A 26,341-nucleotide genomic window follows, 5' to 3' on the forward strand; every position below is an offset into this window, starting at 1 on the left:
TGCTGAAGCACCAAGTGAATCGGTTCCGTACTATTTGTACTGTCTGCGGCTTCGTCGCCTTGTCCTGATTTTTGTTAATCCACTATACAATAAGGAATCAGGTATTAGCGTGAATTATAAGGAATGCTGTAGTATTTTTTCTGATTTCAGAATGGAACGGTATAAAAATGCCGTTGGGGAAGACAAAGCGGCTGAATTGTATTTATTGAATCTATCTTTATCAAGAGAACTTTTTCATGTTGTTTCAATATTTGAGATTGTTTTAAGAAACAAAATTGACATTTGCCTTCAACAGGAGTTTAAAGACAGAAACTGGTTATATGATAGCATACAGCCACAAACGAATCCTGCATTGAAATATCAAGGTTGCTTTTTAAGAAATGGTACGAAAGAATCTGCTGAATTAATCAAGGTTGCATTATCTAAAATACAAAATAATAGCGGGGGAAAGTTTGACCACAACCAATTGGTTGCAGGACTAGGATTCGGTTTTTGGCGGTATCTGTTTGCGGGAGGGAAAGATGCTCAATTTGATGCTACAGGGAAAGTATTGATGAAAGTTTTTCCAAAAAAGCCCAAATCTACACCAAGTGTGCAATATAACCAAAAATGGATTTTTCGAGAACTTTCCAATATTAACAATTTCCGTAATCGTTTGGCACATCACGAACCGATTTGTTTTAAAGGTGCAATAAAAGATACCAACTACGCTAGAAATATTCACCAATCTATTTTTGAACTGCTTAATTACATGGATGTAGATACTACTTCAGTATTTAGCCATTTTAGCGATCAAGTGATTGCGGTCTGCGATGAAATCGACAAACTGTAATTTTCTATTATTTGTCTTAACAAGCAGCGGAGTATTAAAAACATGACCCTTATCCACCCGACCGCCGTCATCGACCCCAAAGCCGAACTCGACTCCAGCGTCAAAGTCGGCGCGTACACCGTTATCGGCCCCAACGTCCAAATCGGCGCGAATACAGAAATCGGCCCGCACGCCGTCATCAACGGTCATACCACCATCGGCGAAAACAACCGCATTTTCCAATTTGCCAGCCTCGGCGAAATCCCGCAGGACAAAAAATACCGCGACGAGCCGACCAAGCTGATTATCGGCAACGGCAACACCATCCGCGAATTCACCACCTTCAACCTCGGCACGGTAACCGGCATCGGCGAAACACGCGTCGGCGACGGCAACTGGATTATGGCGTACTGCCACCTAGCGCACGACTGCGTCATCGGCAACCACACCATTTTCGCCAACAACGCCTCGCTTGCCGGACACGTTACCATCGGCGACTACGTCGTTTTGGGCGGCTACACGCTGGTTTTCCAATTCTGCCGCATCGGCGACTACGCCATGACCGCCTTCGCCGCAGGCGTACACAAAGACGTGCCGCCCTACTTCATGGCATCGGGCTACCGCGCCGAACCGGCGGGGCTCAACAGCGAAGGCATGCGCCGCAACGGTTTTACCGCAGAGCAGATTTCCGCCGTCAAAGACGTGTACAAAACCCTCTACCATCGCGGCATTCCGTTTGAAGAAGCCAAGACGGACATCCTCCGCCGCGCCGAAACCCAAGCCGAGCTTGCCGTATTCCGAGACTTTTTCGCACAATCAACGCGCGGCATCATCCGCTGACCGTACCCTTTTGATGCCGTCTGAAACCTCCAAAAGCGTTTCAGACGGCATTTGCGCTATAATCCAAACCATCAAATCATCTTATTTCTCAGGGCTTCATATGTTAGACAAATACTCCCCCGCCGAAATCGAATCCAAACATTATCAAAACTGGGAAGCGAAAGGCTATTTCCAACCTGATATGGATTTGACCAAACCGTCTTTCTCCATCCAACTGCCGCCGCCCAACGTAACCGGCACGCTGCACATGGGTCATGCCTTCAACCAAACCATTATGGACGGCCTGACCCGCTACTACCGCATGAAAGGCTGCAACACCGCCTGGATTCCCGGCACCGACCACGCGGGCATCGCCACGCAAATCGTGGTCGAGCGTCAGCTTGCCGCGCAAAACGTGTCCCGTCATGACTTGGGCCGCGAAAAATTCTTGGAAAAAGTATGGGAATGGAAAGAAGTTTCCGGCGGTACGATTACCCAGCAGATGCGCCGCGTGGGCTGCTCTGCCGACTGGACTCGTGAGTATTTCACGATGGACGACGTGCGCGCCGAAACCGTAACCGAAGTGTTCGTGCGCCTGTTTGAACAGGGCTTGATTTATCGCGGCAAACGCTTGGTGAACTGGGATCCGGTTTTGGGTACGGCAGTGTCTGATTTGGAAGTGGAAAGCGTGGAAGAACAAGGCTCTATGTGGTACATCCGCTATCCGCTGGCGGACAATCCCGCCGAAGCCGTTATCGTGGCGACCACCCGCCCTGAAACGCTGTTGGGCGACGTTGCCGTTGCCGTTAATCCTGAAGACGAACGTTATACCCATTTGATTGGCAAGGAATTGATTCTGCCGCTGACCGGCCGCACCATCCCCGTGATTGCCGACGAATACGTCGAAAAAGACTTCGGCACAGGCTGCGTGAAAATCACGCCTGCGCACGACTTCAACGACTATGAAGTCGGCAAACGCCACAACACGCGCCTGATTAATATATTCGATTTGGAAGCCAAAGTGCTGGCAAACGCCGAAGTGTTCAACTTCAAAGGCGAAGCGCAACAAGGCTTTGCCCTGCCTGAAAAATACGCAGGTTTAGACCGCTTTGCCGCGCGTAAACAAATGGTTGCCGATTTGCAGGAACAAGGCTTGTTGGTAGAAATCAAAGCGCACACGCTGATGACGCCGAAAGGCGACCGTACCGGTTCCGTGATTGAGCCGATGCTGACCAGCCAATGGTTTGTCGCCATGTCCGCCACGCCAAACGGCGGCGAGCCTGACAGCGAATTCAAAGGCTTAAGCCTTGCTGACAAAGCCAAAAAAGCCGTCGACAGCGGCGCGGTGCGCTTTATCCCCGAAAACTGGGTCAACACCTACAACCAATGGATGAACAACATCCAAGACTGGTGTATTTCACGCCAACTGTGGTGGGGGCATCAAATCCCCGCGTGGTACGACAAAGCAGGTAATGTGTACGTTGCCCGCAATCAGGAAGAAGCCGAAAAACAAGCCGGCAAAACAGGCTTGACCCGCGAAGAAGACGTATTGGACACATGGTTCTCCTCCGCGCTTGTGCCGTTCTCCACACTCGGCTGGCCGTCTGAAACCGACGAACTCAAAGCCTTCCTGCCGTCCAACGTCTTGGTTACCGGCTACGAAATCATCTTCTTCTGGGTGGCGCGCATGATTATGATGACCACCCACTTCACCGGCAAAGTACCGTTTAAAGACGTGTATATCCACGGCATCGTGCGCGACCACGAAGGCAAAAAAATGTCCAAATCAGAAGGCAACGTCATCGACCCTGTCGATTTGATTGACGGCATCGACTTGGACAAGCTGCTGGTGAAACGCACGACCGGCCTGCGCAAACCCGAAACCGCGCCGAAAGTGGAAGAAGCCTCGAGAAAACTCTTCCCCGAAGGCATTCCGAGTATGGGCGCGGACGCTTTGCGCTTCACCATGGCGAGCTACGCCAGCTTGGGGCGTTCGGTCAACTTCGACTTCAAACGCGCCGAAGGCTACCGCAATTTCTGCAACAAAATCTGGAACGCCACCAACTTCGTCTTGATGAACACCGAAAACCAAGACTGCGGCTACGGCGCAACCGCCACCGAACCGCGCGGCTACTCCTTCCCCGATATGTGGATTGTAGGCCGTCTGAATCAGACCATCGAGCAGGTTACGCAAGCCTACGAAACCTACCGCTTTGATTTGGCGGCGGAAACCCTGTACAGCTTCGTGTGGAACGACTATTGCGACTGGTATTTGGAACTCGCCAAAGTGCAGCTCCAAACCGGCTGCGCCAGCCGCCAACGCGCCACACGCCATACCTTGTTGCGCGTACTCGAAGCCGCCCTGCGCCTGCTGCACCCGATTATCCCGTTCATCACCGAAGAACTGTGGCAAACCGTCGCTCCTATGTGCGACGCGAAAACCGCCGACAGCATCATGCTCGCCCGCTTCCCCGAAGCCGACGACGGCGAAATTGTTCAGACGGCATTCGAGCAAATGACCGTGTTGCAAGATTTGATTGGCGCAGTCCGCAACCTGCGCGGCGAAATGGGCATCCAGCCTAATGTCAAAGCCCCGCTGTTTGTCGAAAGCGCGGACGACTTGGCGGACTACCTCAAATACCTGCCGATGATGACCCGCCTGACCGAAGCACGGCAAGTCGCTGCCCTGCCCGAAAGCGAAGACGCGCCCGTCGCCGTCTGCAACGGCGCGCGCCTGATGCTGAAAGTCGAAATCGACAAAGCCGCCGAAACCGCCCGCTTGAGCAAAGAAGCCGAGAAGCTGCAAAAAGCCTTGGACAAACTCAACGCCAAACTCTCCAAACCCGGCTACACCGAAAAAGCCCCCGCACATCTGGTGGAAAAAGACAAAGCCGATTTGGCAGAGTTGGAAGACAAAATGGCGAAAGTGCAAAATCAGTTGGCGAAATTGAAAGACTGATTTGATTGAATAAACAAGGCCGTCTGAAAACCTGAAACCGGGGTTTTCAGACGGCCTCCTCAAAAGGAAATCAAATGATGGACTTCATCGTGCCTATATTGCTCGTCGTCGCCATCGTCGTACTTCATATTCATACCTGCTTTACCGAAGCCGTCCACCTCAACAAATGGCGGCCGTGGCTGATTATTCTACTGTTGATTTTGACTGGCACTTGGTTTATCTACTTCGTCAGCCGTACCGCACTGATGAAGCTGGGTGTCCAACTGGTGCTGATTGCCGGCCTCGTGATTTATATTTCTTGAACGTCAAAGGAAATACGATGAAACTCTTTATTCTGCCGGTACTTTTATCCGCAACAACTGCTCTGGCTTCTCCGATTGTCGGTACATGGCATTGCATCGGCACTGATGAAAACATTCACAGTAATGCAAAAGTTGAATATCTTCAGGACGGCAGTTTCCGTGGCGATGCTATACTCAAAATCGATGATGACGGCAATATCTTGGCATACCGTGTTGTCGGATCAGGGAAATGGCGTTTTGAGAACAATGCCTTGACGCAAAGCCAAATCAAATATAGCGAAGTTTCACGACTCCACAGCCCTGAAACATTGGCATGGTTGGAAGAATCAGAAGACGGCCAATTCTTGGAAAGCATGATGTACACCGGATTGGTCGCGGAGATGGACAAACCCAGTAAAGATGAAGTATATCAAGCGGATAAAACAGGAAAATTGGTGTCTGAAGACGGAACTTCCCGTGAGGTATGTACGAAAGTGAAATAAAAAACGATTGCAGGTCAAATCGGTTTGCCTGATTGACGGCAGAGATACTAGCATTGCAAGGGCAATTTGTTTCTGTTGGCAATACTTAACTCAGACGTGTTGACACAAAAATTGTCGTTAACAATGGTAATAAAATAATAGGGGCTGAAGTAGATTAGCCCTAAAAACTTTTTGGAAGGAGATGAAGGTAATCTTGTAGTTATTTGTACTTTATAAGAAGTATTTTAATTTACACCATCTTAACCGGAGAATATTATGGGTATCAAGAAACGATATATTGCATTAATTTTATCTTCTTTTATATATAATCAAGCTTATGCCGCAACTCCTACAACTGAAGATTTAAAAAAGAATTTAGATAAATTAAACGATCGCTTGCTAAAGTTAGATTATAAAGAAAATTATGGTAGAGCCGAGGAAGCAGTAGAAAGAGCGCAAGCTGTAGGATTAGGTTCTCTAGCAGTTGGTTTAGCATCAGAAAGTGCGGGTAGAAATAGCGTCGCAGTTGGTTCGGGAACTATTGCTCGTCAGGATTATTCTATTGCCATAGGTTATCGTGCTGAAACTACACCCGTACAGTGGCCTGATTATCATGATGGAGAATCTCAATCTAATATTGCCATTGGTCACGGAAGTAATGCCTTGGGTTCTGAGAATATTTCAATAGGGGGAAATGCGCAGTCAAGAGGACGAGGAGCTTACGCTATTGGGAATACAACAATTGCAGATGGATGGTATTCACTTGCATTAGGACATACGGCTGAAGCTCATGGAAAATCAAGTACTTCAATAGGTTGGTCTTCTATAGCAAATGGAGAATATTCCTTTTCGGCTGGTTCTGGTGCTGTAGCAAACGGAGAAAATAGTATAGTACTAGGTAGTCTCAGTAAAGCTGAGGGGAATAATGGTATAGCTATCGGTACAGAAACGGTTGCTAATACAAATTCTGTAGTAATTGGTAATCAGGCCTCAGCGATTGAAGATGGCGTTGCCTTGGGGAATGGAAGCAAGGCTATAACAGAAAAAGGCGTAACGGGATATGATATATCGAATACATCAGTAGATAAAAATAAAAATTTAATCCTTTCAGAAAACGATAAGGCGGCGCATTTAGAAGAATTAAATAATGAAATAGTTGGAAAAGAAAAAGAGAGTGCAGATGTTAACTCGCTTTACCATAAATATAAAACCTTCGAAAGTGAACTCAAAACGCTAAAAAATGACGAGCGTAAAGTCAAAGAGAAGATTGGTGAAAATACACTTAAAGTTACGTATCTAGATAAAATGCTTCCAGCTTGGAAAGCGGAGTACAACCGTTTAAACAATCTAGAAACCCGTACAACGCAGAGTCAATAGCTAAAAATACATTAGAAAAACGTATATCAGTAAGAGAAAACGATTCTAGAAACTTGGGAATTAACAATATTTTGAATAGGGATAAACTTCGCAATATTGAGAGAGAAATTGAAGAAAAAGAAAAATTTTTAGCAGAAAATAAGGATGAATTTAACACGCATGAAAATCGTATTGCCGAATTAAAGAAAGAAAAACGTAAACTTATTTCTACTTGGATTAGTACAGCTAATGCTGTTTCAGTGGGGGATGAAGAAGAAGGAATTACTCGTCAAATCACTAATGTGGCTGCTGGAAGTAAAGATACTGATGCTGTCAATGTGGCTCAACTTAAAAACACTGGTTTTAACTTGAAAACTTCTGCCGTAGATTTTGGTGAGAGATTAGATGGGGATGTTGACAAGAATAAAACCGAATTTATTAAAGCCGGTAATACCGTTGAAATGATTGCAGGCAAAAATATGTCTGTGAAACAAGAAAATAATGGTAAGATTACCTATGCGACAAAAGATGATGTGAATTTCAACAGCCTGTCTCTTGGAACCTCCAAACAGGCTCCGACCTTAAGTGCTGATGAAGATGGATCGCTGAAGCTTAGCAGCAAAGACAATCAGGCACCTGTCCGTATATCTAATGTTGCTCCGGGTATAAAAGATAGTGATGCTGTGAATGTAAGCCAGCTCAGAGGCATTACAAAAGATCTTGAAGATAAAATCGACGGTGTGGCAGCCGGCTCGAATGCCGCCGCATCCCTGCCTCAAGCCTACCTGCCGGGTAAATCTATGTTTGCCGCATCAGTCGGCACCTACGGTTCTCAAGGTGCTTTGGCTGTTGGTTACTCCAGTATCAGCGATAATGGAAAATGGTTGATTAAAGGTCAAGTCAACGTCAATACTAAAGCCAAAACCGGTGGCGGTGTCGGCGTCGGCTACCTCTGGTAAACCAAGTTGGAAAACCTCCGTATTGAATACAATACGGAGGTTTTTTATATGGCTTGTAGCGTATCCCAAAAATATGATATCCCTACAAATATATCAAACTAACAATAAGGTGGTATCTCTATCTGCCCCGAACTGAAGACTGGATAAAACATCCTATTTAAATAAAAACTGTGTTTAAATAATCAGTTGATTCCCATCTGGGTGGAAATCTATTCCATTGGATAAACTGCGTTTCATCCAACTGTTAGGGTTGTATTCCACGGCATATTAAAATATAGTCTAAAAGAATAAAACAATGCCGTCTGAAATCTTCAGACGGCATTGTTTTTGAATTACCCTCTAAGGAACGTTACACCGCTCAACCTCGATTGCATAATCGCCGTTTTCATTGCAGACAATGCTTTCGGACGAACAAAGTTACGACGGTATGCCAACACGACCCGACGGCTCGGTGCAGTACCCTCGAAAGGAATAATACTGAAAAGCATATGGTCGTTTTCAGTCAGTGCAGTTGCCGGTAATACACTGATTGCCAGACCGCTTGCAACCATATGGCGAATCGTGTTAATCGAACTACCCTGCAATGTATTGGTCAAACCCTGTATGCGTTGTTTGGCAGCCAACTCGGAGCAACTTGACAACACTTGATCCCGCATACAATTCCCTTCCGTAAGCAACAAAACCTGTTCTTCGCCCAGCATTTTAGATGACACAGCATCAAGCTCTTCAAACGGATGCCCCTTGGGAACAATGACGAAGAACGGTTCGTCATACAACGGTTCGGTAACGATACCCGGTTCCTGAAACGGCTCTGCCACGATAATTGCGTCAACATCTCCACGCTTAAGAGATTCAGTCAACGTATGCGTATAGTTCTCCTCCAACATCAGAGGCATCTTAGGTGCAGTACGACGCAGAGAAACAATCAACTTTGGTAACAGGTAGGGAGCAACTGTGAAAATTAATCCAAGTTTGAATGCTCCCTCCAGCTCATTCTGCTCTTCATTTGCCAAATGCCTGATAAGCTCCGCCTCTTCCAACACCTTACGCGCCTGTGCGACGATACGTTCCCCCGCCTCGGTCGTAATAATATCGTTGCTGCTCCGGTCAAACAAAGAGACGGCAAGCTCTTCTTCCAATTTCTTAATGGCAATAGACAAAGTGGGCTGGCTGACAAAACAACGCCGCGCCGCCCGGCCGAAATGACGTTCTTGGGCGACTGCGACGATGTACCGCAATTCGGTTAAGGTCATGTCCTATACCTTTTTCTGTTCCGGCAAAGTAATGTTCAACTCAAGCACATCCATACCATCCTGCTTTTCTTGGGAAATACGGATATTGTCTAATGAAACATTCACATATTTGGACAGGACTTCCATCAACTCTTTACGTAAAGTCGGCAGGTAATCCGGAACCTGACCTTCTTGAGCGCGCTCTTGGGCAATGATGATTTGAAGGCGGTCGCGGGCAACGGTTGCCGTTTTCTGCTTTCTGCCGAATAAAAGTTCGATCAATGACATACCTTATCCTCCGAACAGACGTTTGAAGAAGCTTTTTTTCTCAGCTTCCAAGAAACGCATTTCACGGTTCTCGCCCAAAAGACGGGCAATAACGTCCTTATATGCCTCGGAAGCCGCTACGCTGTCCTGATGGATGACCGGTTCTCCGGAATTGGATGCCTGCAAGACGTTTTGGGATTCGGGAATCACACCCAGCAAAGGAATACGCAGAATATCGCAAATATCCTGTACAGACAGCATTTCGCCTTTTGCCACACGTTCGGGAGAATAACGCGTAATCAACAGATGTTCTTTAACCGAACCGCCTTGCTCTGCCTTACGGGATTTGCTTTGCAAAATTCCCAAAATCCTGTCGGAGTCACGCACACTGGAAACCTCAGGATTGGTCGTTACAATGGCTTCATCAGCAAAATACAACGCCATCAATGCACCCTGCTCAATACCGGCGGGAGAGTCGCAAATAATATACTCAAAACCCATTTTCTTGCCGGACAGCTCCTGCATCACTTTTTCGACACCCTCGCGTGTCAAAGCGTCTTTATCCCGAGTCTGGGAAGCCGGCAAAATAAACAGGTTTTCACAATTTTTATCTTTAATCAAAGCCTGGTTGAGTGTCGCCTCACCCTGAATGACATTGATCAGGTCATAAACGACACGACGCTCGCAGCCCATAATGAGGTCGAGGTTACGCAAGCCCACATCAAAATCAATTACCGCCGTTTTATATCCGCGTAATGCCAAACCTGTCGCAATACTGGCACTGGTAGTCGTTTTACCGACACCGCCCTTACCTGAAGTTACTACAATAATTTTTGCCACAATATTTCCTTTTTAAAATATCAAACAATTACTCTGAGCCAATTGCACTGATAACCAACCGATTATCCTGCAACAATATCTGTACCGGCTGCTTGTGCAGATGATCCGGCAAATCCTGTTCAAAATTACGGTAAATACCCGCCACAGAAACCAGTTCTGCCTGCATGGAGTGGATAAATATACGGGCAGAAGTATCACCCTTGGCGCCGGCCAAAGCACGCCCCCTCATCGGCGCATAAATATGTATATTGCCATCCGCAATCAATTCCGCCCCCTGACTGACCGCCCCCGTAACAATCAAATCGCCATCTTCGGCATAAACCTGCTGACCGGTACGGACAGGGGATGTAATCAATACTGTTTTCCTTGCTTTCTGACCATCCTCCGTTTTCTGCACCTCAACCTGACCCAGTTCTTTAACATTTTCCGAATGAGACAGACAAAACAGCAAATGATACTTCATAGCCACAGCAGCCCAACGTTCATTAGAATGCTTCAGACCCAAAATTTGCATACCATGCCTTGAAAACAACGAAACCAATGCAGCAAGATCCAAAGACTCGGGATAATCAAACTCTTGAACATCCAGAACAAATGGAACAACACCAGACTCTTGAAACTTCTTGCCCAATTTGACCAACACATCTTCCAAATCAAACAAGTCTGATGTATGCAAAGATATAGACAATACGTCCATCTTTGTCGACTTTATATCGAAGGCATTCATCATATAGACCATCATAGAATTTTTTAATGATGTAAGTTTACCGCGCAAACCCTAGCTATTCAATTAATATTTTAAACATAATAGCCAATACCCTATTACCTATCAGATATTGCAAAAATAACGCCACCTGCTTTTCGGCAGATGGCGTTATACGACTAAAATTACTCAGCAGCCGGTTTGTCAACCAATTCAACCAGTGCCAGAGGTGCATTATCACCTTTACGGAATCCGTATTTCAACACTCGAACATAACCACCGTTACGAGCAGTAAAACGAGGACCCAAATCGCCAAACAGTTTTACCACAACATCACGGTCGCGAGTACGGTCAAATGCCAAACGGCGGTTTGCCAATGACGGTTTTTTACCCAATGTAATCAACGGCTCTACTACACGGCGCAATTCCTTGGCCTTAGGCAGAGTTGTTACAATCGTTTCGTGAGTCAATAATGAATTCGCCATATTACGCAGCATTGCAGCACGATGACTGCTGGTACGGTTTAATTTGCGATTGCCATTACGATGACGCATATCAATTATCCTTTAATTCTTCATTAAGGCTTTTCCAAGCCTACAGGTGGCCATGCTTCCAACTTAGAACCCAGTGTCAAACCTTTAGATGCCAATACTTCCTTAATCTCATTCAAAGATTTACGTCCCAAATTCGGCGTTTTAAGAAGCTCGGTTTCAGTGCGTTGAATCAAATCGCCAATATAATAAATATCCTCAGCTTTCAAACAATTAGCTGAACGTACTGTCAATTCCAGATCATCCACCGGACGCAAAAGAACAGGGTCGATAGGAGGTGCTTTTTCTTCAACCTCCTCCACAGGCGTACCCTGCAAATCAGCAAAAATAGACATCTGATCAATCAAAATACGTGCTGCACTGCGTACAGCTTCCTCAGGATCAATAGAACCGTCGGTTTCGATATCCAAAACCAACTTATCAAGATCCGTCCGCTGCTCTACACGTGCAGGTTCAACCTCAAAGCTAACACGGCTGATGGGCGAAAAGCTCGCATCCAACTGGATTGCACCAATCTGACGGTTCTCATCATGAACTACCTGACGACCTGAAACAGATTGATAACCACGACCTTGCTCTACTTTAATTTCCATCTCAATTTGACCGTTATCAGCCAAATGACAAATGACATGACCAGGATTCAGAATTTCTACATCATGCGGCAACTCAATATCACCGGCAGATACGACACCTGAACCTGATTTCTTCAACACAAGTTGAACTTGGCTACGACCATGGAGCTTAAATACAATACCTTTAATATTCAGCAAAATGTCAACAACATCTTCCTGAACACCATCAACAGTAGAATATTCGTGTAATACACCGGCAATAGCCACTTCAGTAGGAGCAAAACCATTCATGGATGACAGTAAGATACGGCGCAAAGCATTACCTAAGGTATGACCGAAACCACGTTCAAATGGCTGCATAGATACTTTTGCACGAGTTGCAGAAAAAGTATTTACATCAATTTGACGAGGTTTCAAAAATTCAGTTGTGCTATTCTGCATTTAACTGTCCCTCACTGAGCTAGCATTATTTAGAGTAGAACTCTACCACCAGCTGTTCATTAATATCACCGGTCAATTCCGAGCGATCCGGCATGTTTTTGAACACACCCTCAAGTTTATCTGCATCCACAGAAACCCAACCCGGCAAGCCGATTTGAGTTGCCAAACCCAATGCTTCTTGAATACGTACCTGTTTTTTGGCTTTTTCACGAACTGAGACAACATCACCAGCTTTCACTTGGAAAGAAGGAATATTGACAACTTGTCCATTTACAGCTATCGCCTTATGAGAAACAAGCTGTCTTGCTTCAGCTCGGGTAGAACCGAAACCCATACGATAAACGACATTATCCAAACGAGATTCCAGCAATTGCAACAGCAACTCGCCAGTAGAACCTTTACGACGATCAGCTTCTGCGAAATAACGACGGAACTGACGTTCTAATACGCCATAAATACGGCGGATTTTTTGTTTTTCACGCAACTGCAAACCATAGTCTGACAAACGCGGTTTTTTTGCACCATGCTGACCGGGAGCGGAATCCATTTTACATTTAGAATCCAAAGAGCGGCGCGCACTCTTCAAAAACAAATCCGTACCTTCGCGACGTGCTAACTTACATTTAGGGCCAATATAACGTGCCATGTTTCAAATCACTCCAATATTAAATACGACGTTTTTTAGGCGGACGGCAACCGTTATGAGGCAACGGGGTAACGTCAGTAATGCTGGTAATCTTGAAACCAAGAGCATTCAAAGCACGTACAGAGGATTCGCGACCTGGGCCTGGACCTTTAATACGAACCTCTAAATTTTTAACGCCATACTCTTGGGCAACTTTACCAGCTGCTTCTGCTGCAACTTGTGCTGCAAATGGTGTACTTTTACGAGAACCTTTAAAACCAGCGCCGCCAGAGGTAGCCCAAGACAACGCATTGCCTTGACGGTCAGTGATTGTAATGATGGTATTGTTGAAAGATGCATGAACGTGCACAATACCCTCACTCACGGTTTTACGTACTTTTTTACGTACACGTGAAGCTGTGTTTGCTTTAGCCATTAATAAAATTCCTTAAAATTTATTTCTTACCAGCAATCGCTTTACGCGGACCTTTGCGGGTACGCGCATTTGTACGAGTGCGTTGACCGCGGCATGGTAAGCCGCGACGATGACGGAAGCCACGATAGCAGCCCATGTCCATCAATCGCTTGATACTCATAGTTACTTCACGACGCAAATCACCTTCTACTTCATACTTGGCAACTTGGTCACGCAAAGCATCTAATTGGGTCTCGTCCAAATCTTTTGCTTTAGTATCAGGCGCAATATTTGCAGCCTCACAAATCAATTTAGCACGAGTAGCACCAATACCGTAAATAGCCTGAAGACCAATTACGATGTGTGCGTTATTAGGGATATTTACCCCTGCAATACGAGCCATATTTTTTCCTTTTTAGGGCAAAGTGTGTCACTATATCACAGAATCACATTAAAAGAAATATTCCATTAACCTTGACGCTGTTTGTGACGGGGATCAGTACAAATTACACGAACTACACGATTTCGACGAATAATCTTGCAATTTCGGCAAATTTTCTTAACAGATGGTTGTACACGCATTTTATTTTCCTTTTATTGGTTTATCTTGCTCTGAAAACGATTCGAGCCCTAGTTAAATCATAAGGTGTCAGCTCTACTGTGACCTTATCTCCCGGAGAAATACGAATGTAATGCATCCGCATCTTCCCAGAAATATGACCCAATACAATATGGTCATTCTCAAGTTTTACTTTAAATGTTGCATTAGGTAAAGTTTCAAGAATTTCACCTTGCATTTGAATAGTATCTTCTTTCGCCATAATTCTATTTCCGAGAAAATGATTTCATTTTGAACGAGTCATTAACTTATCATACTGTTGAGTAAGCCTATACGAATTTATTTGTGTACTAAAATCCATCGTTACAACAACTAGAATCAACAAAGACGTACCACCCAAATAAAAAGGTACATTTAAAACCGTAGTTAAGAACTCTGGAATTAAACAAATAGTTGTAATATAAAGAGCTCCAAACAATGTCAAACGTAATACAACTTTTTCTAAATACCTAGAGGTCTGCTCACCAGGTCTAATTCCAGGAACAAAAGCACCACTCTTTTTTAAATTCTCTGCCATTTCTTTAGGGCTAAAAAACAAAGCCGTATAAAAATAACAAAAGAAAATAACTGTCGCTGCAAATAAAGCCATATACAGCAATTGACCGTGTTGTAACAATCCAGCTATTTTATGCAAAACACTATTTGTATCAGCCGAACCAAACCAACCTAAAAGAGTAGATGGAAATAGAATAATACTGGAAGCAAAAATTGGGGGAATAACACCAGCCATATTCAACTTGAAAGGCATATGCGTATTTTGACTCCCCACCCTACCATTAAACTGGCGTTTTGCATAATGAATAGGAATCTTCCGCTGTGCACTTTCAAAGTATACAACCAAATAAATTAATAATAAGGCACCAAATACAATAAGCAACGCCGTAAGCATGCTCATAGAACCTTGGTTCGTCAGTGTAACCAGCTTTGCAATACCCGAAGGAATACCTGAAGCAATACCTGCCGTAATAATTAAAGAAATACCGTTCCCGATACCCCTTTCAGTAATTTGCTCCCCAAGCCACATAAGAAACATGGTTCCCGTTACCAAAGAAACTACCGTGGAAACATGAAACTCAAATGAACTTGTTACAACAACTCCTTGCTGAAATACGAAAGATGCAACACCTAGACTTTGAAGAATTGCTAACAAAACAGTACCATACCTAGTATATTTCGTAATTACCTTTCTACCAGCCTCCCCTTCTTTTTTTAAAGCCTTCAATGATGGCAAAATTTCAGAAGCGAGCTGTACAATAATAGAAGCTGAAATATATGGCATGATTCCTATTGCAAATATACTAAAGCGCTCTAACGACCCACCGGAAAACATATTCAACATTCCCAGGATGCCGTTTCCAGCGCTTTCGTATAATTTAGCTAAAGCAACAGCATCAACTCCAGGTACGGGTATATGGGCACCAATTCGAAAAACAATCAATGCTCCAAATAGAAACAAAAGACGTTTCTTAAGATCTCCAAACTTGGATAAACCTGATGACGTTTGTTGATTAGCCACAATATTAAACCTTACATTTCAATCTTACCACCAACAGCCTCGATAGCAGCTCTCGCACCTTTGGTAACTTTAATACCCCTCAAAGCAACTGCCTTAGAAATTTCACCAGAAGCAATAACTTTAACATTAGAGACTGTAGATGCAATCAGACCTGCTTGCTTTAAGACCAAAATATCAATCTCATTAACAGCAATTGATTCCAGTTCACTTAAACGAAGCTGTGCATTAGCTGATGCTGTTAAAGATTTAAAACCTCTTTTAGGGAGGCGTCGTTGCAAGGGCATTTGACCACCCTCGAAACCCACCTTATGAAACCCACCAGACCGGCTCTTTTGACCTTTATGACCACGACCACCTGTTTTACCAAGACCACTACCAATACCGCGTCCAACACGACGACCAGCATGCGTAGCACCAACAGCAGGTTGAATTGTATTCAAAAACATATCAAGACTCCACTTTCAACAAGTAGCTGATTTTATTAATCATACCACGGTTTTCAGGGGTATCTAAAACCTCTACCGTATGCTCGCGACGACGCAAACCTAAACCGCGTGCACATGCACGATGAGATTCAATTGTACCAATCAGGCTTTTAACCAATGTAACCCTAATCTTTTTTTGCTCAGCCATGGTTAACTCCCAAAATGTCTTCCACTGTCAAGCCACGTTTGGCTGCGATATCAGCAGGAGTATACAACTTAGATAAACCATCTAATGTTGCACGTACGATATTATATGGGTTAGTAGATCCGTGTACTTTGGCGGAGATATTATGAATGCCCATGGCATCAAAAACCAAACGCATAGGTCCACCGGCTTTTACGCCACTACCCTCTTTAGCAGGCTGCATAAATACTTTAGTAGCACCATGTTGACCAATAACCTCATGATGAATCGTACCATTTTTTAATGGAACCTTAATCATAGAGCGTCGTGCTTGATCCATCGCCTTTTGGACTGCAACAGGCACTTCTTTTGACTTACCTTTACCCATACCAATACGACCATCTCCATCACCAACAACAGTTAGCGCCGAGAAAGCCATAATGCGACCACCTTTAACTACTTTGGTTACACGGTTAACTGCAACCATCTTTTCAATCAGACCGTCACCGCGTTCTTCAATTTCATGTTTTGCCATCTGAAAGTCTCCAAATATTTAGAAGCTTAAACCATTTTCACGAGCAGCTTCAGCCAAAGCTTTCACACGACCGTGATATTGGAAACCTGAACGGTCAAAAGCAACTTTTTCAACACCTACTGCTTTAGCTTTTTCAGCAATACGCTTACCAACTACAGCTGCTGCTTCAACGTTGCTACCTGATTTCAGGCTACTACGTACTTCAGCTTCCAATGTAGAGGCTTGAGCCAATACTTTATCACCTTCAGCACTAATTACTTGAGCATAAATATGATTATTGCTGCGGAACACACATAATCTTACCATTTTCAAGTCCGCAATACGCGCACGGGTTTTGCGTGCACGACGGAGTCGGGTTGTATGTTTATCCATTAGTGAACCTCAATTATTTTTTCTTGGCTTCTTTCATCACTACTACTTCACCTACATAACGAACACCTTTGCCTTTATAAGGCTCAGGAGAGCGGAATGCACGAATTTCAGCAGCGACTTGGCCAACCACTTGTTTATCTGCACCAGTCAAAACGATTTCTGTTTGGCTAGGAGTTTGAACAGAAACACCTTCAGGCATTTCGTATACGATTGGATGAGAGAAACCCAAAGACAAGTTCAAAACTTTGCCTTGCGCTTGGGCACGATAACCCACACCAATCAATTGAAGTTTTTTCTCAAAACCTTCAGAAACACCCTTAACCATGTTATTAACCAATGCACGAGCAGTACCAGACATAGCATTAGCCTGTTTACTGTCATTTTTTGCAGCAAAAGTCAATTTACCATCGTTTAGTTCAATAGCAACATCGGAATGCAAAGGAAAGGACAGTTCGCCATGTTTACCTTTGATTACCAATGCATCTGTTCCGAATTTTACTTCTACACCAGCAGGAACAGTCACTGGGTTTTTTGCGACGCGTGACATTTACATTTCTCCACTAGGCTACGATGCACAACAACTCACCACCAACACCCTCAGAACGGGCTTTGCGATCAGTCATCACACCTTTAGAAGTACTAACAATAGCAACACCCAAGCCATTCATTACGCTAGGGATCTCGCTTGATGCTTTGTAAATACGCAAACCAGGACGTGAAACACGTTTAATTTGCTCAATCACAGGGCAACCTGCATAGTATTTCAATTGAATTTCCAATACCGGTTTTGCATCAGCAGAAACCGTAAAATCCTCGATATAGCCTTCATCTTTCAGAACTTTTGCAATTGCACATTTCAATTTTGAAGAAGGCATGGCAACAGCTGCTTTATTAGCACGTTGCGCATTGCGAATACGAGTCAACATATCGGAAATAGGATCATGCATACTCATTATTTATACTCCTATTACCAGCTAGCTTTAACAACACCAGGAATCTCGCCACGCATAGCGATTTCACGGATTTTAATACGACCCAAACCAAATTTACGGAAAGTGCCACGAGGACGACCTGTTAAAGCACAACGACGACGTTGACGTACAGGTGCTGCATTACGCGGAATGGATTGAAATTTCAAACGTGCTTCAAAGCGTTCTTCTTCAGTCGCATTAGCATCATTAATAACAGCGAAAATTGCCTCACGTTTAGCTGCAAACTTTTTCGCCAATGCTTGACGTTTCAGCTCACGATTAATAAGTGCTTTCTTAGCCATGATTATCCTTTAAACGGAAACTTGAACAGTGACAACAAAGCTTTCGCTTCTTCATCAGTTTTTGCAGTAGTTGTAATAGTAATATTCAAACCACGCAAAGCATCAATCTTATCGTATTCAATTTCCGGGAAAATAATTTGCTCACGAACGCCCATATTGTAATTGCCACGACCATCAAATGATTTACCGCTTACACCACGGAAGTCACGTACGCGAGGCAATGCAATAGTAATCAAACGATCCAAAAATTCAAACATTTGATCACGACGCAATGTTACTTTGCAACCAACTGGATAGTTATCACGGATTTTAAAACCTGCGATAGATTTACGGGCAACAGTAACAACTGGTTTTTGACCAGCAATTTTCTCTAAATCAGAAACAGCATGCTCCATTACTTTTTTATCAGCAACAGCTTCACCTACACCCATATTTAAAGTAATCTTTTCAATACGGGGCACTTCCATAACCGATTTGTAACCAAACTGTTTAACCAACTCAGGAACAACAGTACTTTTATAAAACTCTCTCAAACGAGCCATGTTATCTCCTTATGCTCCAATGATAGAGCCATTAGATTTGAAGAAACGAACGCGCTTAATTTTGCCTTCAGTTTCAATCAATTTAATACCAACACGGTCTGCTTTGTTTGTCTCAGGATTCAGAATTGCAACATTAGAAATATCCAAAGGCATTTCTTTTACAATAACACCACCCTCAACTCCGCGCATTGGATTCGGCTTCTGATGACGCTTAACAACATTTACACCAGAAACAATTACCTTACCACCAAGTACACGGATGATCTGACCCCGCTTACCCTTGTCTTTACCTGCGATAACAACAACTTGATCGCCTTTAACAATCTTATTCATTCCACCACCCCTTACAATACTTCAGGAGCCAATGAAACGATTTTCATAAATCGCTCAGTACGCAGCTCACGAGTTACAGGACCAAAAATACGAGTACCCAGAGGTTCGAGCTTATTATTTAACAACACAGCAGCATTGTTATCAAACTTAATCAAAGCCCCATCAGGACGACGAACACCTTTTGCAGTACGAACAACAACAGCATTGTAAACATCGCCCTTCTTGACACGACCACGCGGAGCCGCATCTTTAATTGCAACTTTAATAATATCGCCAACCGAAGCATAGCGACGCTTAGACCCACCCAATACCTTGATACACATTACTCTACGCGCACCAGAGTTATCAGCCACATCTAAGATGGTCTGCATTTGAATCATGTTATTACCTTTAAATTAACCAACTTAATTTACCACTTTCAGATAACTTACAGCAAAGCCGCTGCTTATTAAATGAAACCTTACGGTTCAAGTAAACCAGTCTTGGGCCCCGAGAGGGAAGAAACTTCCAGAAGAAACTGAAAGACAGGAAACGAAGTTTACACGCAAATTAAATTTGCTGCAATACTTCGTTTCCCATTTCAAGCACGTTGCTTTAATTCTTAAACAGAACGTGCTTTCTCAACCAGCTCACTGACAATCCAAGATTTAGTTTTTGATAATGGACGGGATTCCGATATAACAACTACATCACCAATTCCATATTGATTATTTTCATCATGGGCATGGATTTTAGTAGATAATCGAATAATCTTACCATACAGCGGATGTTTTACTTTACGCTCAACCAATACTGTTACGGTTTTATCCATTTTGTCGCTTACTACTTTGCCTTGCAAAGTACGAACATTTTTAGTTTCGCTCATTACTTAGCACCTTTTTCAGTTAAAACGGTTTTAATACGAGCAATATCGCGACGTACACGTTTCAATTCACTTGGTTTGCCTAATTGACCAGTAGCGTTTTGCATACGTAAGCCAAACTGAGCTTTCAACAAGTCCAACAAATCTGCATTCAACTGCTCAACGGATTTGTCTTTCAATTCATTTGCTTTCATTATTGACCCACCTGTCTTACTACAAAGGTTGTAGGAATAGGCAATTTGGCAGCAGCCAACTCGAATGCTTCACGAGCCAGTTCCTCTGGAACGCCATCCATTTCATACAACACTTTACCTGGTTTAATTTCGGCAATGTAATATTCCACGTTACCTTTACCGCCACCCATACGAACTTGAATAGGCTTTTCAGTAATCGGTTTATCAGGGAATACACGAATCCAAATACGACCACCACGTTTGATGTGACGGGTCATTGTACGACGAGCAGCTTCGATTTGACGGGCAGTCAAACGACCACGACCTACGGCTTTCAAGCCGAACTCACCGAAACTTACCTTATTACCGCGAGTAGCGATGCCGGTATTACGACCCTTTTGTTGCTTACGGTATTTCAGTCTAGTTGGCTGCAGCATTACGTCTACCTGCCTTTCTTTGTTTACTCTCATGTTCAGGTTTGGAAGATTTAATATTGCCTTCCGTATAAACCCAAACTTTCAGACCCAATACACCATATGTGGTGTGCGCTTCGCTGGTTGCATAATCTACATTTGCACGTAAAGTATGTAGTGGCACGCGACCTTCACGATACCATTCGCTACGGGCAATATCCGCACCATTCAGACGGCCTGAAGTCATAATCTTAATGCCTTTAGCACCAGAACGCATTGCATTTTGCATTGCTCGTTTCATAGCACGACGGAATTGAACACGTTTTTCCAACTGCTGGGCAATTCCGTCAGCAATAATTTGAGCATCCAACTCAGGACGGCGAATCTCTTCAATATTTACGTGAACAGGCACACCCATCAAGGCTTGCAAGTCACGCTTCAAAACTTCGATATCCTCGCCTTTTTTACCGATAACCACACCCGGACGAGCGGAGTGAATGGTAATGCGTGCAGATTTAGCAGGACGCTCGATCACTACGCGACCAACTGAAGCATTAGCCAATTTTTGACGCAAATAATTGCGAACATCGATATCCTGCTTCAAAACAGTAGAAAAGTCGGTGCTTTTAGCAAACCATTTTGAAGCCCAGTCTTTAGTTACCGCCAGGCGAAAGCCTGTAGGGTTAATCTTTTGTCCCATAGCTTTTCCTTAGTTACCCACTGTCACATTGATATGACAAGTTTGTTTTTCGATGCGGTTACCGCGACCCTTGGCGCGAGCTTGAAAACGTTTCAAGCTTGGACCTTTGTCAACAAAGATAGTTACCACTTTCAGTTCATCAATGTCCGCACCGTTATTATGCTCGGCATTAGCAATAGCTGACTCCAATACTTTTTTGATCAGCTCGGCACCTTTTTTAGGACTGAAAGCCAAAATATTCAAAGCTTGGGCAACGTCTTTACCACGAATCAAATCAGCTACCAAACGAGCCTTTTGAGCAGAGATACGGGCATTTTTATGTTGTGCATTTACTCTCATGATTCACCTTATTTCTTTTTAGCCTTTTTATCGGCCAGGTGGCCTTTAAAGGTACGGGTCAATGAGAATTCGCCTAATTTATGACCAACCATATTGTCGCTGATAAACACAGGCACATGGGTGCGACCGTTGTGCACGGCAATGGTCAGACCGATAAAATCAGGCAGAATGGTAGAACGACGAGACCAAGTTTTAATCGGGCGTTTGTCGTTGCTTGCGCGAGCAGCATCTACTTTTTTCAGCAAATGCAGGTCTACATATGGGCCTTTTTTCAATGAACGAGCCATATTAATTAACCTTTATTTGAGTAACGGCGACGAACAATCATATTATCCGTGCGTTTGTTATTACGAGTGCGGTAGCCTTTAGCAGGAGTACCCCATGGGCTGACCGGTTCGCGGGCTTCACCGGTACGGCCTTCACCACCACCATGCGGGTGATCGACAGGGTTCATGACAACACCACGAACGGTCGGACGAATACCACGCCAACGATTGGCACCGGCTTTACCGATTTTCTTCAGGCTTTGTTCTTCGTTACCGACTTCACCGATGGTTGCACGGCAATCTACGTTGATTTTACGAACTTCGCCAGAACGCAGACGGACTTGAGCGTATGCGCCTTCTTTAGCCAGCAACACCGCAGAAGCACCGGCAGAACGTGCAATTTGAGCACCTTTACCGGGTTTCATTTCGATACAGTGGATAGTCGTACCAACCGGAATGTTGCGGATCGGCAGGGTGTTACCTACTTTGATGGCAGCTTCAGCACCGGAAACCAATACAGCACCGGCTTGAATACCGCGAGGAGCGATGATGTAGCGACGTTCGCCGTCTGCATAGCACAACAGTGCAATAAAGGCAGTACGGTTAGGATCGTATTCGATACGCTCTACTTTTGCAGGGATACCGTCTTTGTTACGTTTAAAGTCTACAACACGGTAATGGTGTTTGTGACCGCCGCCTTTATGACGAGTGGTGATATGACCATTATGGTTACGACCGGCAGTAGAATTTTTCTTTTCGAGCAAAGGTGCATAAGGCGCACCTTTATACAAACCTTCTGTTACCACGCGAACCATGCCGCGACGGCCTGCAGAAGTTGGCTTCATTTTAACGATTGCCATTTTGTTTATTCCTTATCTGCAGCTGCAGCAGCGGCTTCCAAATCCAACTCTTGACCGGCAGCCAAGCTTACATAAGCTTTTTTAACATCGCTGCGGCGGCCCAAAGTACGACCAAAACGCTTAGTTTTGCCTTTAGTTGTAACGGTAGTTACAGAAGCAACTTGAACACCGAACAGCAGCTCAACAGCAGCTTTGATTTCAGGCTTAGTTGCATTTGCCAAGACTTTAAACGTCATTTGGTTGCGTTTTTCAGCCAATACGTTGCTTTTTTCAGAAACGATAGGTGCCAAAATCACTTGAGTCAAACGTTGTTGATTCATACCCATTGCTCCTCTAATTGTGCAACTGCATCTTTAGTGATGATTACTTTTTTGTAACGCAGCAAGCTGTAAGGATCAACTTGTTGAGCTTCCAAAACCAACACGTTTGGCAAGTTGCGTGAAGCCAAGTAAACATTCTCGTCGAGCTGTTTGGTTACAAACAACACTTGCTCCAGACCAAGATTTTTCACTTGTTCAGCAAAAACTTTGGTTTTAGGAGTTTCAGCAGTCAACGCTTCGATAGCAAACAAACGCTCGTCACGAGCCAATTGGGACAGAATAGTCGCCATACCGGCACGGTACATTTTACGGTTTACTTTTTGAGTGAAGTTTTCGTCAGGTTTGTTCGGGAACGCGCGACCACCTTTACGCCACAGCGGAGAAGAAGTCATACCGGAACGGGCACGGCCGGTACCTTTTTGACGCCATGGTTTTTTGGTTGAGTGTTTTACTTCGGCACGGGTTTTTTGAGCGCGGTTACCAGAGCGGGCGTTTGCCAAGTAGGCATTTACCAGCTGATGAACCAACGCTTCATTGTATTCGCGGGCGAACAAAGCATCAGAAACAGACAGGCTGCCTGAAACTTGTCCTTTAGCGTCAATTACTTTCAATTCCATTACGCACCTACTTTCACGCTAGGACGAACTACAACATCGCTGTTGACCGCACCCGGAACAGCACCCTTAACCAACAGCAGTTGGCGTTCTGCATCAACACGGACAACTTCCAATTTTTGAACAGTTGCTTTGGTGTTGCCGTATTGGCCGGCCATGCGTTTACCGGGGAACACGCGACCCGGGTCTTGCGCCATACCGATAGAACCTGGAACGCGGTGAGAACGGGAGTTACCGTGGGAAGTACGTTGGGCACCGAAGTTATGACGTTTGATCGTACCGGAGAAACCTTTACCTTTAGAGGTACCGGTTACATCAACCAGTTGACCGACTTCAAACATAGAAACGGTGATTTCGTCACCGGCTTTCAATTCAGCCAGTTTTTCTTCAGCCAAAGCAAACTCGATCAAACCGCGACCGGCTTCAACACCTGCTTTTGCAAAGTGTCCAACTTCGGCTTTATTGACACGGTTAGCTTTTTTCTGACCAAAGGTAACTTGAACGGCAGTATAGCCGTCAGTATCTTTGGATTTTACTTGTGTAACGCGGTTGGCAGACATATCCAAAACGGTTACCGGAACAGAAACACCCTGTTCGTCGAACACGCGGGTCATACCAACTTTGCGTCCAACCAGACCTAAAGTCATGATTATTTTCCTTTTAAAGTAAAGGGCCAGGCTACGATTGGCCTGTCTTTCAGACAAAGTTAAACTTGGCACGAATGTACCAAGTCAGACATTATATCTGACAAGTCAAAGAAATATCAACAAAAATATCTAAATATGCCGCCTGAAACGTTTTGAATCTTCAGACGGCATAGGATCGGACTCTTTTAAAAGGCCTGTATCCAATCATCACAGCGTATTCATCTTTCTTCGACAAATCGGAATATGGTTGATGACTGCATCCATTATTTCTTTGAGATGGTAGTTTTCGTATGCCGAATAGTAAACGGGTTTGGAAATCTGCAAACCTGTCGCTTCCAGAATCCTTTTTTGTACCGATTCGGCCTTCTCATCTAGAAACTGTTGCAAATTCGGCAGCGGCTGATGCAGCGCCTTATCCCAATAACGTCCTTTCATCGCCATATCCGCCTGATTAATCGCAACAACAACCCTATCCGGATCAATCATTTTAAGGATAACATCCCTCAACAAATCATAGGTCGTACCCAAATCGCGGGAGCTGCCGTCAAGGATAACGAACACCAAATCTATCCAGCCCCACTGCCCATCCGAATGAGTGTAGGTTTTGGACAGGACATCAATCAGTTTTTGCTGATGGGCGCGGTCGGCTTCTTTCCCGTCGCCCAAACCTGCGCTGTCCCAAAACCGCAACACATCGTTCAGCATATAACTTTCGACCAATTGCGTTTCGGGATCCACGCCTGTACCTACCTTGGCTTTTTGCTCGCCAAACAAGGCATTTAAGGTTGAGGACTTGCCGACACCTGTCGCACCAACAAGCAAGACATCCAGAGGACGGAAACCGGCTGCTGCGACTTTCTTCCCGATTTCAGAAATACGGTAACGATGCATATGCACTCCTACCAGCCAATCCAAGAGGCAAACGTGCTAATCATCCCTCCAATCGCTTTTGCAGCACCGCCGATCAGCGTCCCGACACCGCTCGCTATCGTTGAAACAACATCTTTAACCACGCCTCCCGCAGCCCCCAATATTTTCTCCAGCGCACTGCCGATACTGCTGTCGATTTCTTGCCGCTCCTCCTGTTTGCGGCGGCTGGTATCTCGTTCGATTTCTTCCACATTGATCTTCTCTGCCACAATCACCCATTTTTCAGACGGCATAGCCGTAATGATGTAACGCAACAGGCGGGTTATGTTATAGGGACGCTGCTCCTCATCTTCACTCTTAAAGCCCGCTGAAAAATAAATCGGATTGACCGTAACGCCGGTAGCTTCCTGAATGCGCTTGCGTGTCGAACACACTTTCTCTTCCAAAAAGTTTTCCAAGGCGGCGTTCGGACGGCCAGCTTCCGCATCCCAATTCCGCCCCTTCATCGCCATATCACACTGATTAATCGCAACCAGCAACCGGTCTGTACGGCCTTCCCCGCTCTTCTTCAATGTATTGATAATTACATTGTTAATCAGTTCGTATGATGTCCCCAAGTCCCTGGAACCGCCGTCGAGCAGTACCAAAACCAAGTCGATGACAGCATTGCCGTTACTGTCTTTCTCCAGCAGCTTATTGATGATATTGCGCCGGTGCCGTTGATCTGCCTCCTCTCCGTCGCCCAAACCCGGACTATCCCAAATCGTCATATTCTCCAATTCATATTTGGCAATATCCATAGTTTCAGGATCTACGCCCACGCCTACTTTTGCGACTTCCTTTACCGGACCATCGCTCTTTCCCATTGCCTGATCTATGCTGAACAGGGCATTGATGGTGGATGATTTGCCGCAACCGGTGGCTCCGGTAATCAAAATATTGACGTGCGTGTCCTGCAAAATCTTAACCGCCCGCTCCAAATCATGCCGTTCTTCCGAATTCAACTCTTTGTTGTTTAAAATATCTTTAAAGACTTTAAGTAAGCTCATCATCTTTCCTTTATTTACTTGAGAATAAAACATCATCCATCCTTAGAATCAGATGGATGCTTCTGCCCAAACCAAGCCCGATTCTACCTTTCTTCGGGGGGGGGGGGGGCAAGCCT

The 26,341-nt window shown here is 44.7% G+C and carries 40 protein-coding genes and 1 pseudogene; 7 read left to right on the forward strand and 34 right to left on the reverse strand.

Features of this window, described 5'->3' with window-relative positions; translation table 11 throughout:
- The first annotated feature begins 151 nt into the window (after positions 1–151).
- The 7 genes from Q9I99_RS09045 to Q9I99_RS09075 all read left to right on the forward strand — a co-directional run bounded on the left by Q9I99_RS09045 (position 152) and on the right by Q9I99_RS09075 (position 7,667).
- Complete coding sequence (locus Q9I99_RS09045) at positions 152–832, forward strand: Abi family protein (protein WP_104916094.1); 681 nt, start codon at positions 152–154, stop codon at positions 830–832.
- Between the two features lie 42 nt (positions 833–874).
- The gene (lpxA, locus tag Q9I99_RS09050) at positions 875–1,651 is read left to right on the forward strand and encodes an acyl-ACP--UDP-N-acetylglucosamine O-acyltransferase (RefSeq protein ID WP_301667514.1); all 777 of its coding nucleotides are present in this window, start codon (positions 875–877) and stop codon (positions 1,649–1,651) included.
- Positions 1,652–1,751: 100 nt separating this feature from the next.
- Positions 1,752–4,589, forward strand: coding sequence for a valine--tRNA ligase (locus Q9I99_RS09055; RefSeq protein WP_301667527.1), 2,838 nt, complete (start codon positions 1,752–1,754; stop codon positions 4,587–4,589).
- A gap of 74 nt (positions 4,590–4,663) precedes the next feature.
- The gene (locus Q9I99_RS09060) at positions 4,664–4,891 is read left to right on the forward strand and encodes an enterochelin ABC transporter (protein ID WP_096108450.1); all 228 of its coding nucleotides are present in this window, start codon (positions 4,664–4,666) and stop codon (positions 4,889–4,891) included.
- Positions 4,892–4,908: 17 nt separating this feature from the next.
- Positions 4,909–5,373: a hypothetical protein gene (locus tag Q9I99_RS09065; RefSeq protein WP_301667513.1), complete on the forward strand. Its 465-nt coding sequence runs from the start codon at positions 4,909–4,911 to the stop codon at positions 5,371–5,373.
- Positions 5,374–5,628: 255 nt separating this feature from the next.
- The gene (locus Q9I99_RS09070; protein WP_301667512.1) at positions 5,629–6,729 is read left to right on the forward strand and encodes a hypothetical protein; all 1,101 of its coding nucleotides are present in this window, start codon (positions 5,629–5,631) and stop codon (positions 6,727–6,729) included.
- The gene (locus tag Q9I99_RS09075) at positions 6,669–7,667 is read left to right on the forward strand and encodes a YadA family autotransporter adhesin (protein ID WP_301667511.1); all 999 of its coding nucleotides are present in this window, start codon (positions 6,669–6,671) and stop codon (positions 7,665–7,667) included. Before Q9I99_RS09070 ends, Q9I99_RS09075 begins: the two co-directional genes overlap by 61 nt.
- A 332-nt stretch (positions 7,668–7,999) precedes the next feature.
- Here Q9I99_RS09075 and oxyR read toward each other — a convergent pair whose 3' ends face one another.
- The 34 genes and pseudogenes from oxyR to Q9I99_RS09245 all read right to left on the reverse strand — a co-directional run bounded on the left by oxyR (position 8,000) and on the right by Q9I99_RS09245 (position 26,258).
- Positions 8,000–8,920, reverse strand: a complete 921-nt coding sequence (gene oxyR, locus Q9I99_RS09080) for a LysR family transcriptional regulator OxyR (RefSeq protein WP_003675922.1) — start codon at positions 8,918–8,920, stop codon at positions 8,000–8,002.
- Positions 8,921–8,923: 3 nt separating this feature from the next.
- Positions 8,924–9,187 (reverse strand): cell division topological specificity factor MinE, encoded by a 264-nt coding sequence (minE, locus tag Q9I99_RS09085; protein WP_301667510.1) that lies wholly within the window; start codon positions 9,185–9,187, stop codon positions 8,924–8,926.
- 3 nt (positions 9,188–9,190) lie between these two features.
- The gene (gene minD, locus Q9I99_RS09090) at positions 9,191–10,006 is read right to left on the reverse strand and encodes a septum site-determining protein MinD (protein ID WP_003690053.1); all 816 of its coding nucleotides are present in this window, start codon (positions 10,004–10,006) and stop codon (positions 9,191–9,193) included.
- Positions 10,007–10,034: 28 nt separating this feature from the next.
- Positions 10,035–10,748 (reverse strand): septum site-determining protein MinC, encoded by a 714-nt coding sequence (minC, locus tag Q9I99_RS09095; protein ID WP_025457699.1) that lies wholly within the window; start codon positions 10,746–10,748, stop codon positions 10,035–10,037.
- Positions 10,749–10,894: 146 nt separating this feature from the next.
- Positions 10,895–11,263, reverse strand: a complete 369-nt coding sequence (rplQ, locus tag Q9I99_RS09100; protein WP_002216251.1) for a 50S ribosomal protein L17 — start codon at positions 11,261–11,263, stop codon at positions 10,895–10,897.
- A gap of 23 nt (positions 11,264–11,286) precedes the next feature.
- The gene (locus Q9I99_RS09105) at positions 11,287–12,273 is read right to left on the reverse strand and encodes a DNA-directed RNA polymerase subunit alpha (RefSeq protein ID WP_301667507.1); all 987 of its coding nucleotides are present in this window, start codon (positions 12,271–12,273) and stop codon (positions 11,287–11,289) included.
- Positions 12,274–12,298: 25 nt separating this feature from the next.
- Positions 12,299–12,919: a 30S ribosomal protein S4 gene (rpsD, locus tag Q9I99_RS09110; RefSeq protein ID WP_301667506.1), complete on the reverse strand. Its 621-nt coding sequence runs from the start codon at positions 12,917–12,919 to the stop codon at positions 12,299–12,301.
- A gap of 19 nt (positions 12,920–12,938) precedes the next feature.
- The gene (gene rpsK / locus Q9I99_RS09115) at positions 12,939–13,334 is read right to left on the reverse strand and encodes a 30S ribosomal protein S11 (RefSeq protein ID WP_002216249.1); all 396 of its coding nucleotides are present in this window, start codon (positions 13,332–13,334) and stop codon (positions 12,939–12,941) included.
- A 19-nt stretch (positions 13,335–13,353) separates the two neighbouring features.
- Positions 13,354–13,716 (reverse strand): 30S ribosomal protein S13, encoded by a 363-nt coding sequence (rpsM, locus tag Q9I99_RS09120; RefSeq protein ID WP_002215453.1) that lies wholly within the window; start codon positions 13,714–13,716, stop codon positions 13,354–13,356.
- A gap of 65 nt (positions 13,717–13,781) precedes the next feature.
- Entirely contained in the window at positions 13,782–13,895 is a 114-nt protein-coding gene (gene rpmJ, locus Q9I99_RS09125; protein ID WP_003697674.1) for a 50S ribosomal protein L36, read from the reverse strand.
- Positions 13,896–13,915: 20 nt separating this feature from the next.
- The gene (infA, locus tag Q9I99_RS09130; protein WP_002215452.1) at positions 13,916–14,134 is read right to left on the reverse strand and encodes a translation initiation factor IF-1; all 219 of its coding nucleotides are present in this window, start codon (positions 14,132–14,134) and stop codon (positions 13,916–13,918) included.
- Between the two features lie 4 nt (positions 14,135–14,138).
- Positions 14,139–15,448: pseudogene (gene secY, locus Q9I99_RS09135) on the reverse strand (preprotein translocase subunit SecY).
- An 11-nt stretch (positions 15,449–15,459) separates the two neighbouring features.
- Positions 15,460–15,894, reverse strand: coding sequence for a 50S ribosomal protein L15 (rplO, locus tag Q9I99_RS09140; RefSeq protein ID WP_301667503.1), 435 nt, complete (start codon positions 15,892–15,894; stop codon positions 15,460–15,462).
- A 1-nt stretch (position 15,895) separates the two neighbouring features.
- A complete protein-coding gene (rpmD, locus tag Q9I99_RS09145) occupies positions 15,896–16,081 on the reverse strand; it encodes a 50S ribosomal protein L30 (RefSeq protein ID WP_002215447.1) in 186 nt (61 codons plus the stop codon).
- Positions 16,074–16,592, reverse strand: a complete 519-nt coding sequence (gene rpsE / locus Q9I99_RS09150; protein WP_301667501.1) for a 30S ribosomal protein S5 — start codon at positions 16,590–16,592, stop codon at positions 16,074–16,076. The genes rpmD and rpsE overlap by 8 nt, the downstream gene beginning before the upstream one ends.
- 18 nt (positions 16,593–16,610) lie before the next feature.
- Complete coding sequence (gene rplR, locus Q9I99_RS09155) at positions 16,611–16,964, reverse strand: 50S ribosomal protein L18 (RefSeq protein WP_003749287.1); 354 nt, start codon at positions 16,962–16,964, stop codon at positions 16,611–16,613.
- Positions 16,965–16,977: 13 nt separating this feature from the next.
- A complete protein-coding gene (gene rplF, locus Q9I99_RS09160; protein WP_003749285.1) occupies positions 16,978–17,511 on the reverse strand; it encodes a 50S ribosomal protein L6 in 534 nt (177 codons plus the stop codon).
- A gap of 13 nt (positions 17,512–17,524) precedes the next feature.
- Positions 17,525–17,917: a 30S ribosomal protein S8 gene (gene rpsH / locus Q9I99_RS09165; protein WP_118792935.1), complete on the reverse strand. Its 393-nt coding sequence runs from the start codon at positions 17,915–17,917 to the stop codon at positions 17,525–17,527.
- 14 nt (positions 17,918–17,931) lie between these two features.
- Positions 17,932–18,237, reverse strand: coding sequence for a 30S ribosomal protein S14 (gene rpsN / locus Q9I99_RS09170; RefSeq protein WP_003684736.1), 306 nt, complete (start codon positions 18,235–18,237; stop codon positions 17,932–17,934).
- A 2-nt stretch (positions 18,238–18,239) separates the two neighbouring features.
- A complete protein-coding gene (gene rplE, locus Q9I99_RS09175) occupies positions 18,240–18,779 on the reverse strand; it encodes a 50S ribosomal protein L5 (protein WP_003749807.1) in 540 nt (179 codons plus the stop codon).
- Between the two features lie 9 nt (positions 18,780–18,788).
- Complete coding sequence (gene rplX, locus Q9I99_RS09180) at positions 18,789–19,112, reverse strand: 50S ribosomal protein L24 (RefSeq protein ID WP_301667498.1); 324 nt, start codon at positions 19,110–19,112, stop codon at positions 18,789–18,791.
- Between the two features lie 11 nt (positions 19,113–19,123).
- On the reverse strand, positions 19,124–19,492 hold the full coding sequence (gene rplN / locus Q9I99_RS09185) for a 50S ribosomal protein L14 (RefSeq protein ID WP_003749804.1): 369 nt from the start codon (positions 19,490–19,492) through the stop codon (positions 19,124–19,126).
- A gap of 221 nt (positions 19,493–19,713) precedes the next feature.
- On the reverse strand, positions 19,714–19,977 hold the full coding sequence (gene rpsQ, locus Q9I99_RS09190) for a 30S ribosomal protein S17 (RefSeq protein ID WP_107819967.1): 264 nt from the start codon (positions 19,975–19,977) through the stop codon (positions 19,714–19,716).
- Positions 19,977–20,168: a 50S ribosomal protein L29 gene (gene rpmC / locus Q9I99_RS09195; protein ID WP_002215432.1), complete on the reverse strand. Its 192-nt coding sequence runs from the start codon at positions 20,166–20,168 to the stop codon at positions 19,977–19,979. Before rpmC ends, rpsQ begins: the two co-directional genes overlap by 1 nt.
- Complete coding sequence (gene rplP, locus Q9I99_RS09200; protein WP_003749802.1) at positions 20,168–20,584, reverse strand: 50S ribosomal protein L16; 417 nt, start codon at positions 20,582–20,584, stop codon at positions 20,168–20,170. The genes rpmC and rplP overlap by 1 nt, the downstream gene beginning before the upstream one ends.
- The gene (gene rpsC, locus Q9I99_RS09205; protein ID WP_003749800.1) at positions 20,568–21,260 is read right to left on the reverse strand and encodes a 30S ribosomal protein S3; all 693 of its coding nucleotides are present in this window, start codon (positions 21,258–21,260) and stop codon (positions 20,568–20,570) included. Before rpsC ends, rplP begins: the two co-directional genes overlap by 17 nt.
- Positions 21,261–21,269: 9 nt before the next feature.
- Positions 21,270–21,599, reverse strand: a complete 330-nt coding sequence (gene rplV, locus Q9I99_RS09210; RefSeq protein WP_002215424.1) for a 50S ribosomal protein L22 — start codon at positions 21,597–21,599, stop codon at positions 21,270–21,272.
- A gap of 8 nt (positions 21,600–21,607) precedes the next feature.
- Entirely contained in the window at positions 21,608–21,886 is a 279-nt protein-coding gene (gene rpsS, locus Q9I99_RS09215) for a 30S ribosomal protein S19 (protein WP_002215422.1), read from the reverse strand.
- A gap of 5 nt (positions 21,887–21,891) precedes the next feature.
- Positions 21,892–22,725, reverse strand: a complete 834-nt coding sequence (gene rplB, locus Q9I99_RS09220; RefSeq protein ID WP_301667491.1) for a 50S ribosomal protein L2 — start codon at positions 22,723–22,725, stop codon at positions 21,892–21,894.
- A 5-nt stretch (positions 22,726–22,730) separates the two neighbouring features.
- Positions 22,731–23,045: a 50S ribosomal protein L23 gene (gene rplW, locus Q9I99_RS09225; protein ID WP_002231529.1), complete on the reverse strand. Its 315-nt coding sequence runs from the start codon at positions 23,043–23,045 to the stop codon at positions 22,731–22,733.
- Complete coding sequence (rplD, locus tag Q9I99_RS09230; RefSeq protein ID WP_002218573.1) at positions 23,042–23,662, reverse strand: 50S ribosomal protein L4; 621 nt, start codon at positions 23,660–23,662, stop codon at positions 23,042–23,044. The genes rplW and rplD overlap by 4 nt, the downstream gene beginning before the upstream one ends.
- The gene (gene rplC / locus Q9I99_RS09235) at positions 23,662–24,306 is read right to left on the reverse strand and encodes a 50S ribosomal protein L3 (RefSeq protein ID WP_301667490.1); all 645 of its coding nucleotides are present in this window, start codon (positions 24,304–24,306) and stop codon (positions 23,662–23,664) included. The genes rplD and rplC overlap by 1 nt, the downstream gene beginning before the upstream one ends.
- Positions 24,307–24,513: 207 nt before the next feature.
- Complete coding sequence (locus Q9I99_RS09240) at positions 24,514–25,197, reverse strand: GTPase family protein (RefSeq protein ID WP_301667489.1); 684 nt, start codon at positions 25,195–25,197, stop codon at positions 24,514–24,516.
- A gap of 8 nt (positions 25,198–25,205) precedes the next feature.
- Positions 25,206–26,258 (reverse strand): GTPase family protein, encoded by a 1,053-nt coding sequence (locus Q9I99_RS09245; protein WP_301667526.1) that lies wholly within the window; start codon positions 26,256–26,258, stop codon positions 25,206–25,208.
- Positions 26,259–26,341: the final 83 nt, after the last annotated feature.

The organism is Neisseria basseii (assembly GCF_962707005.1).
In the GTDB taxonomy this organism is placed as follows: Bacteria; Pseudomonadota; Gammaproteobacteria; order Burkholderiales; family Neisseriaceae; genus Neisseria; species Neisseria bergeri.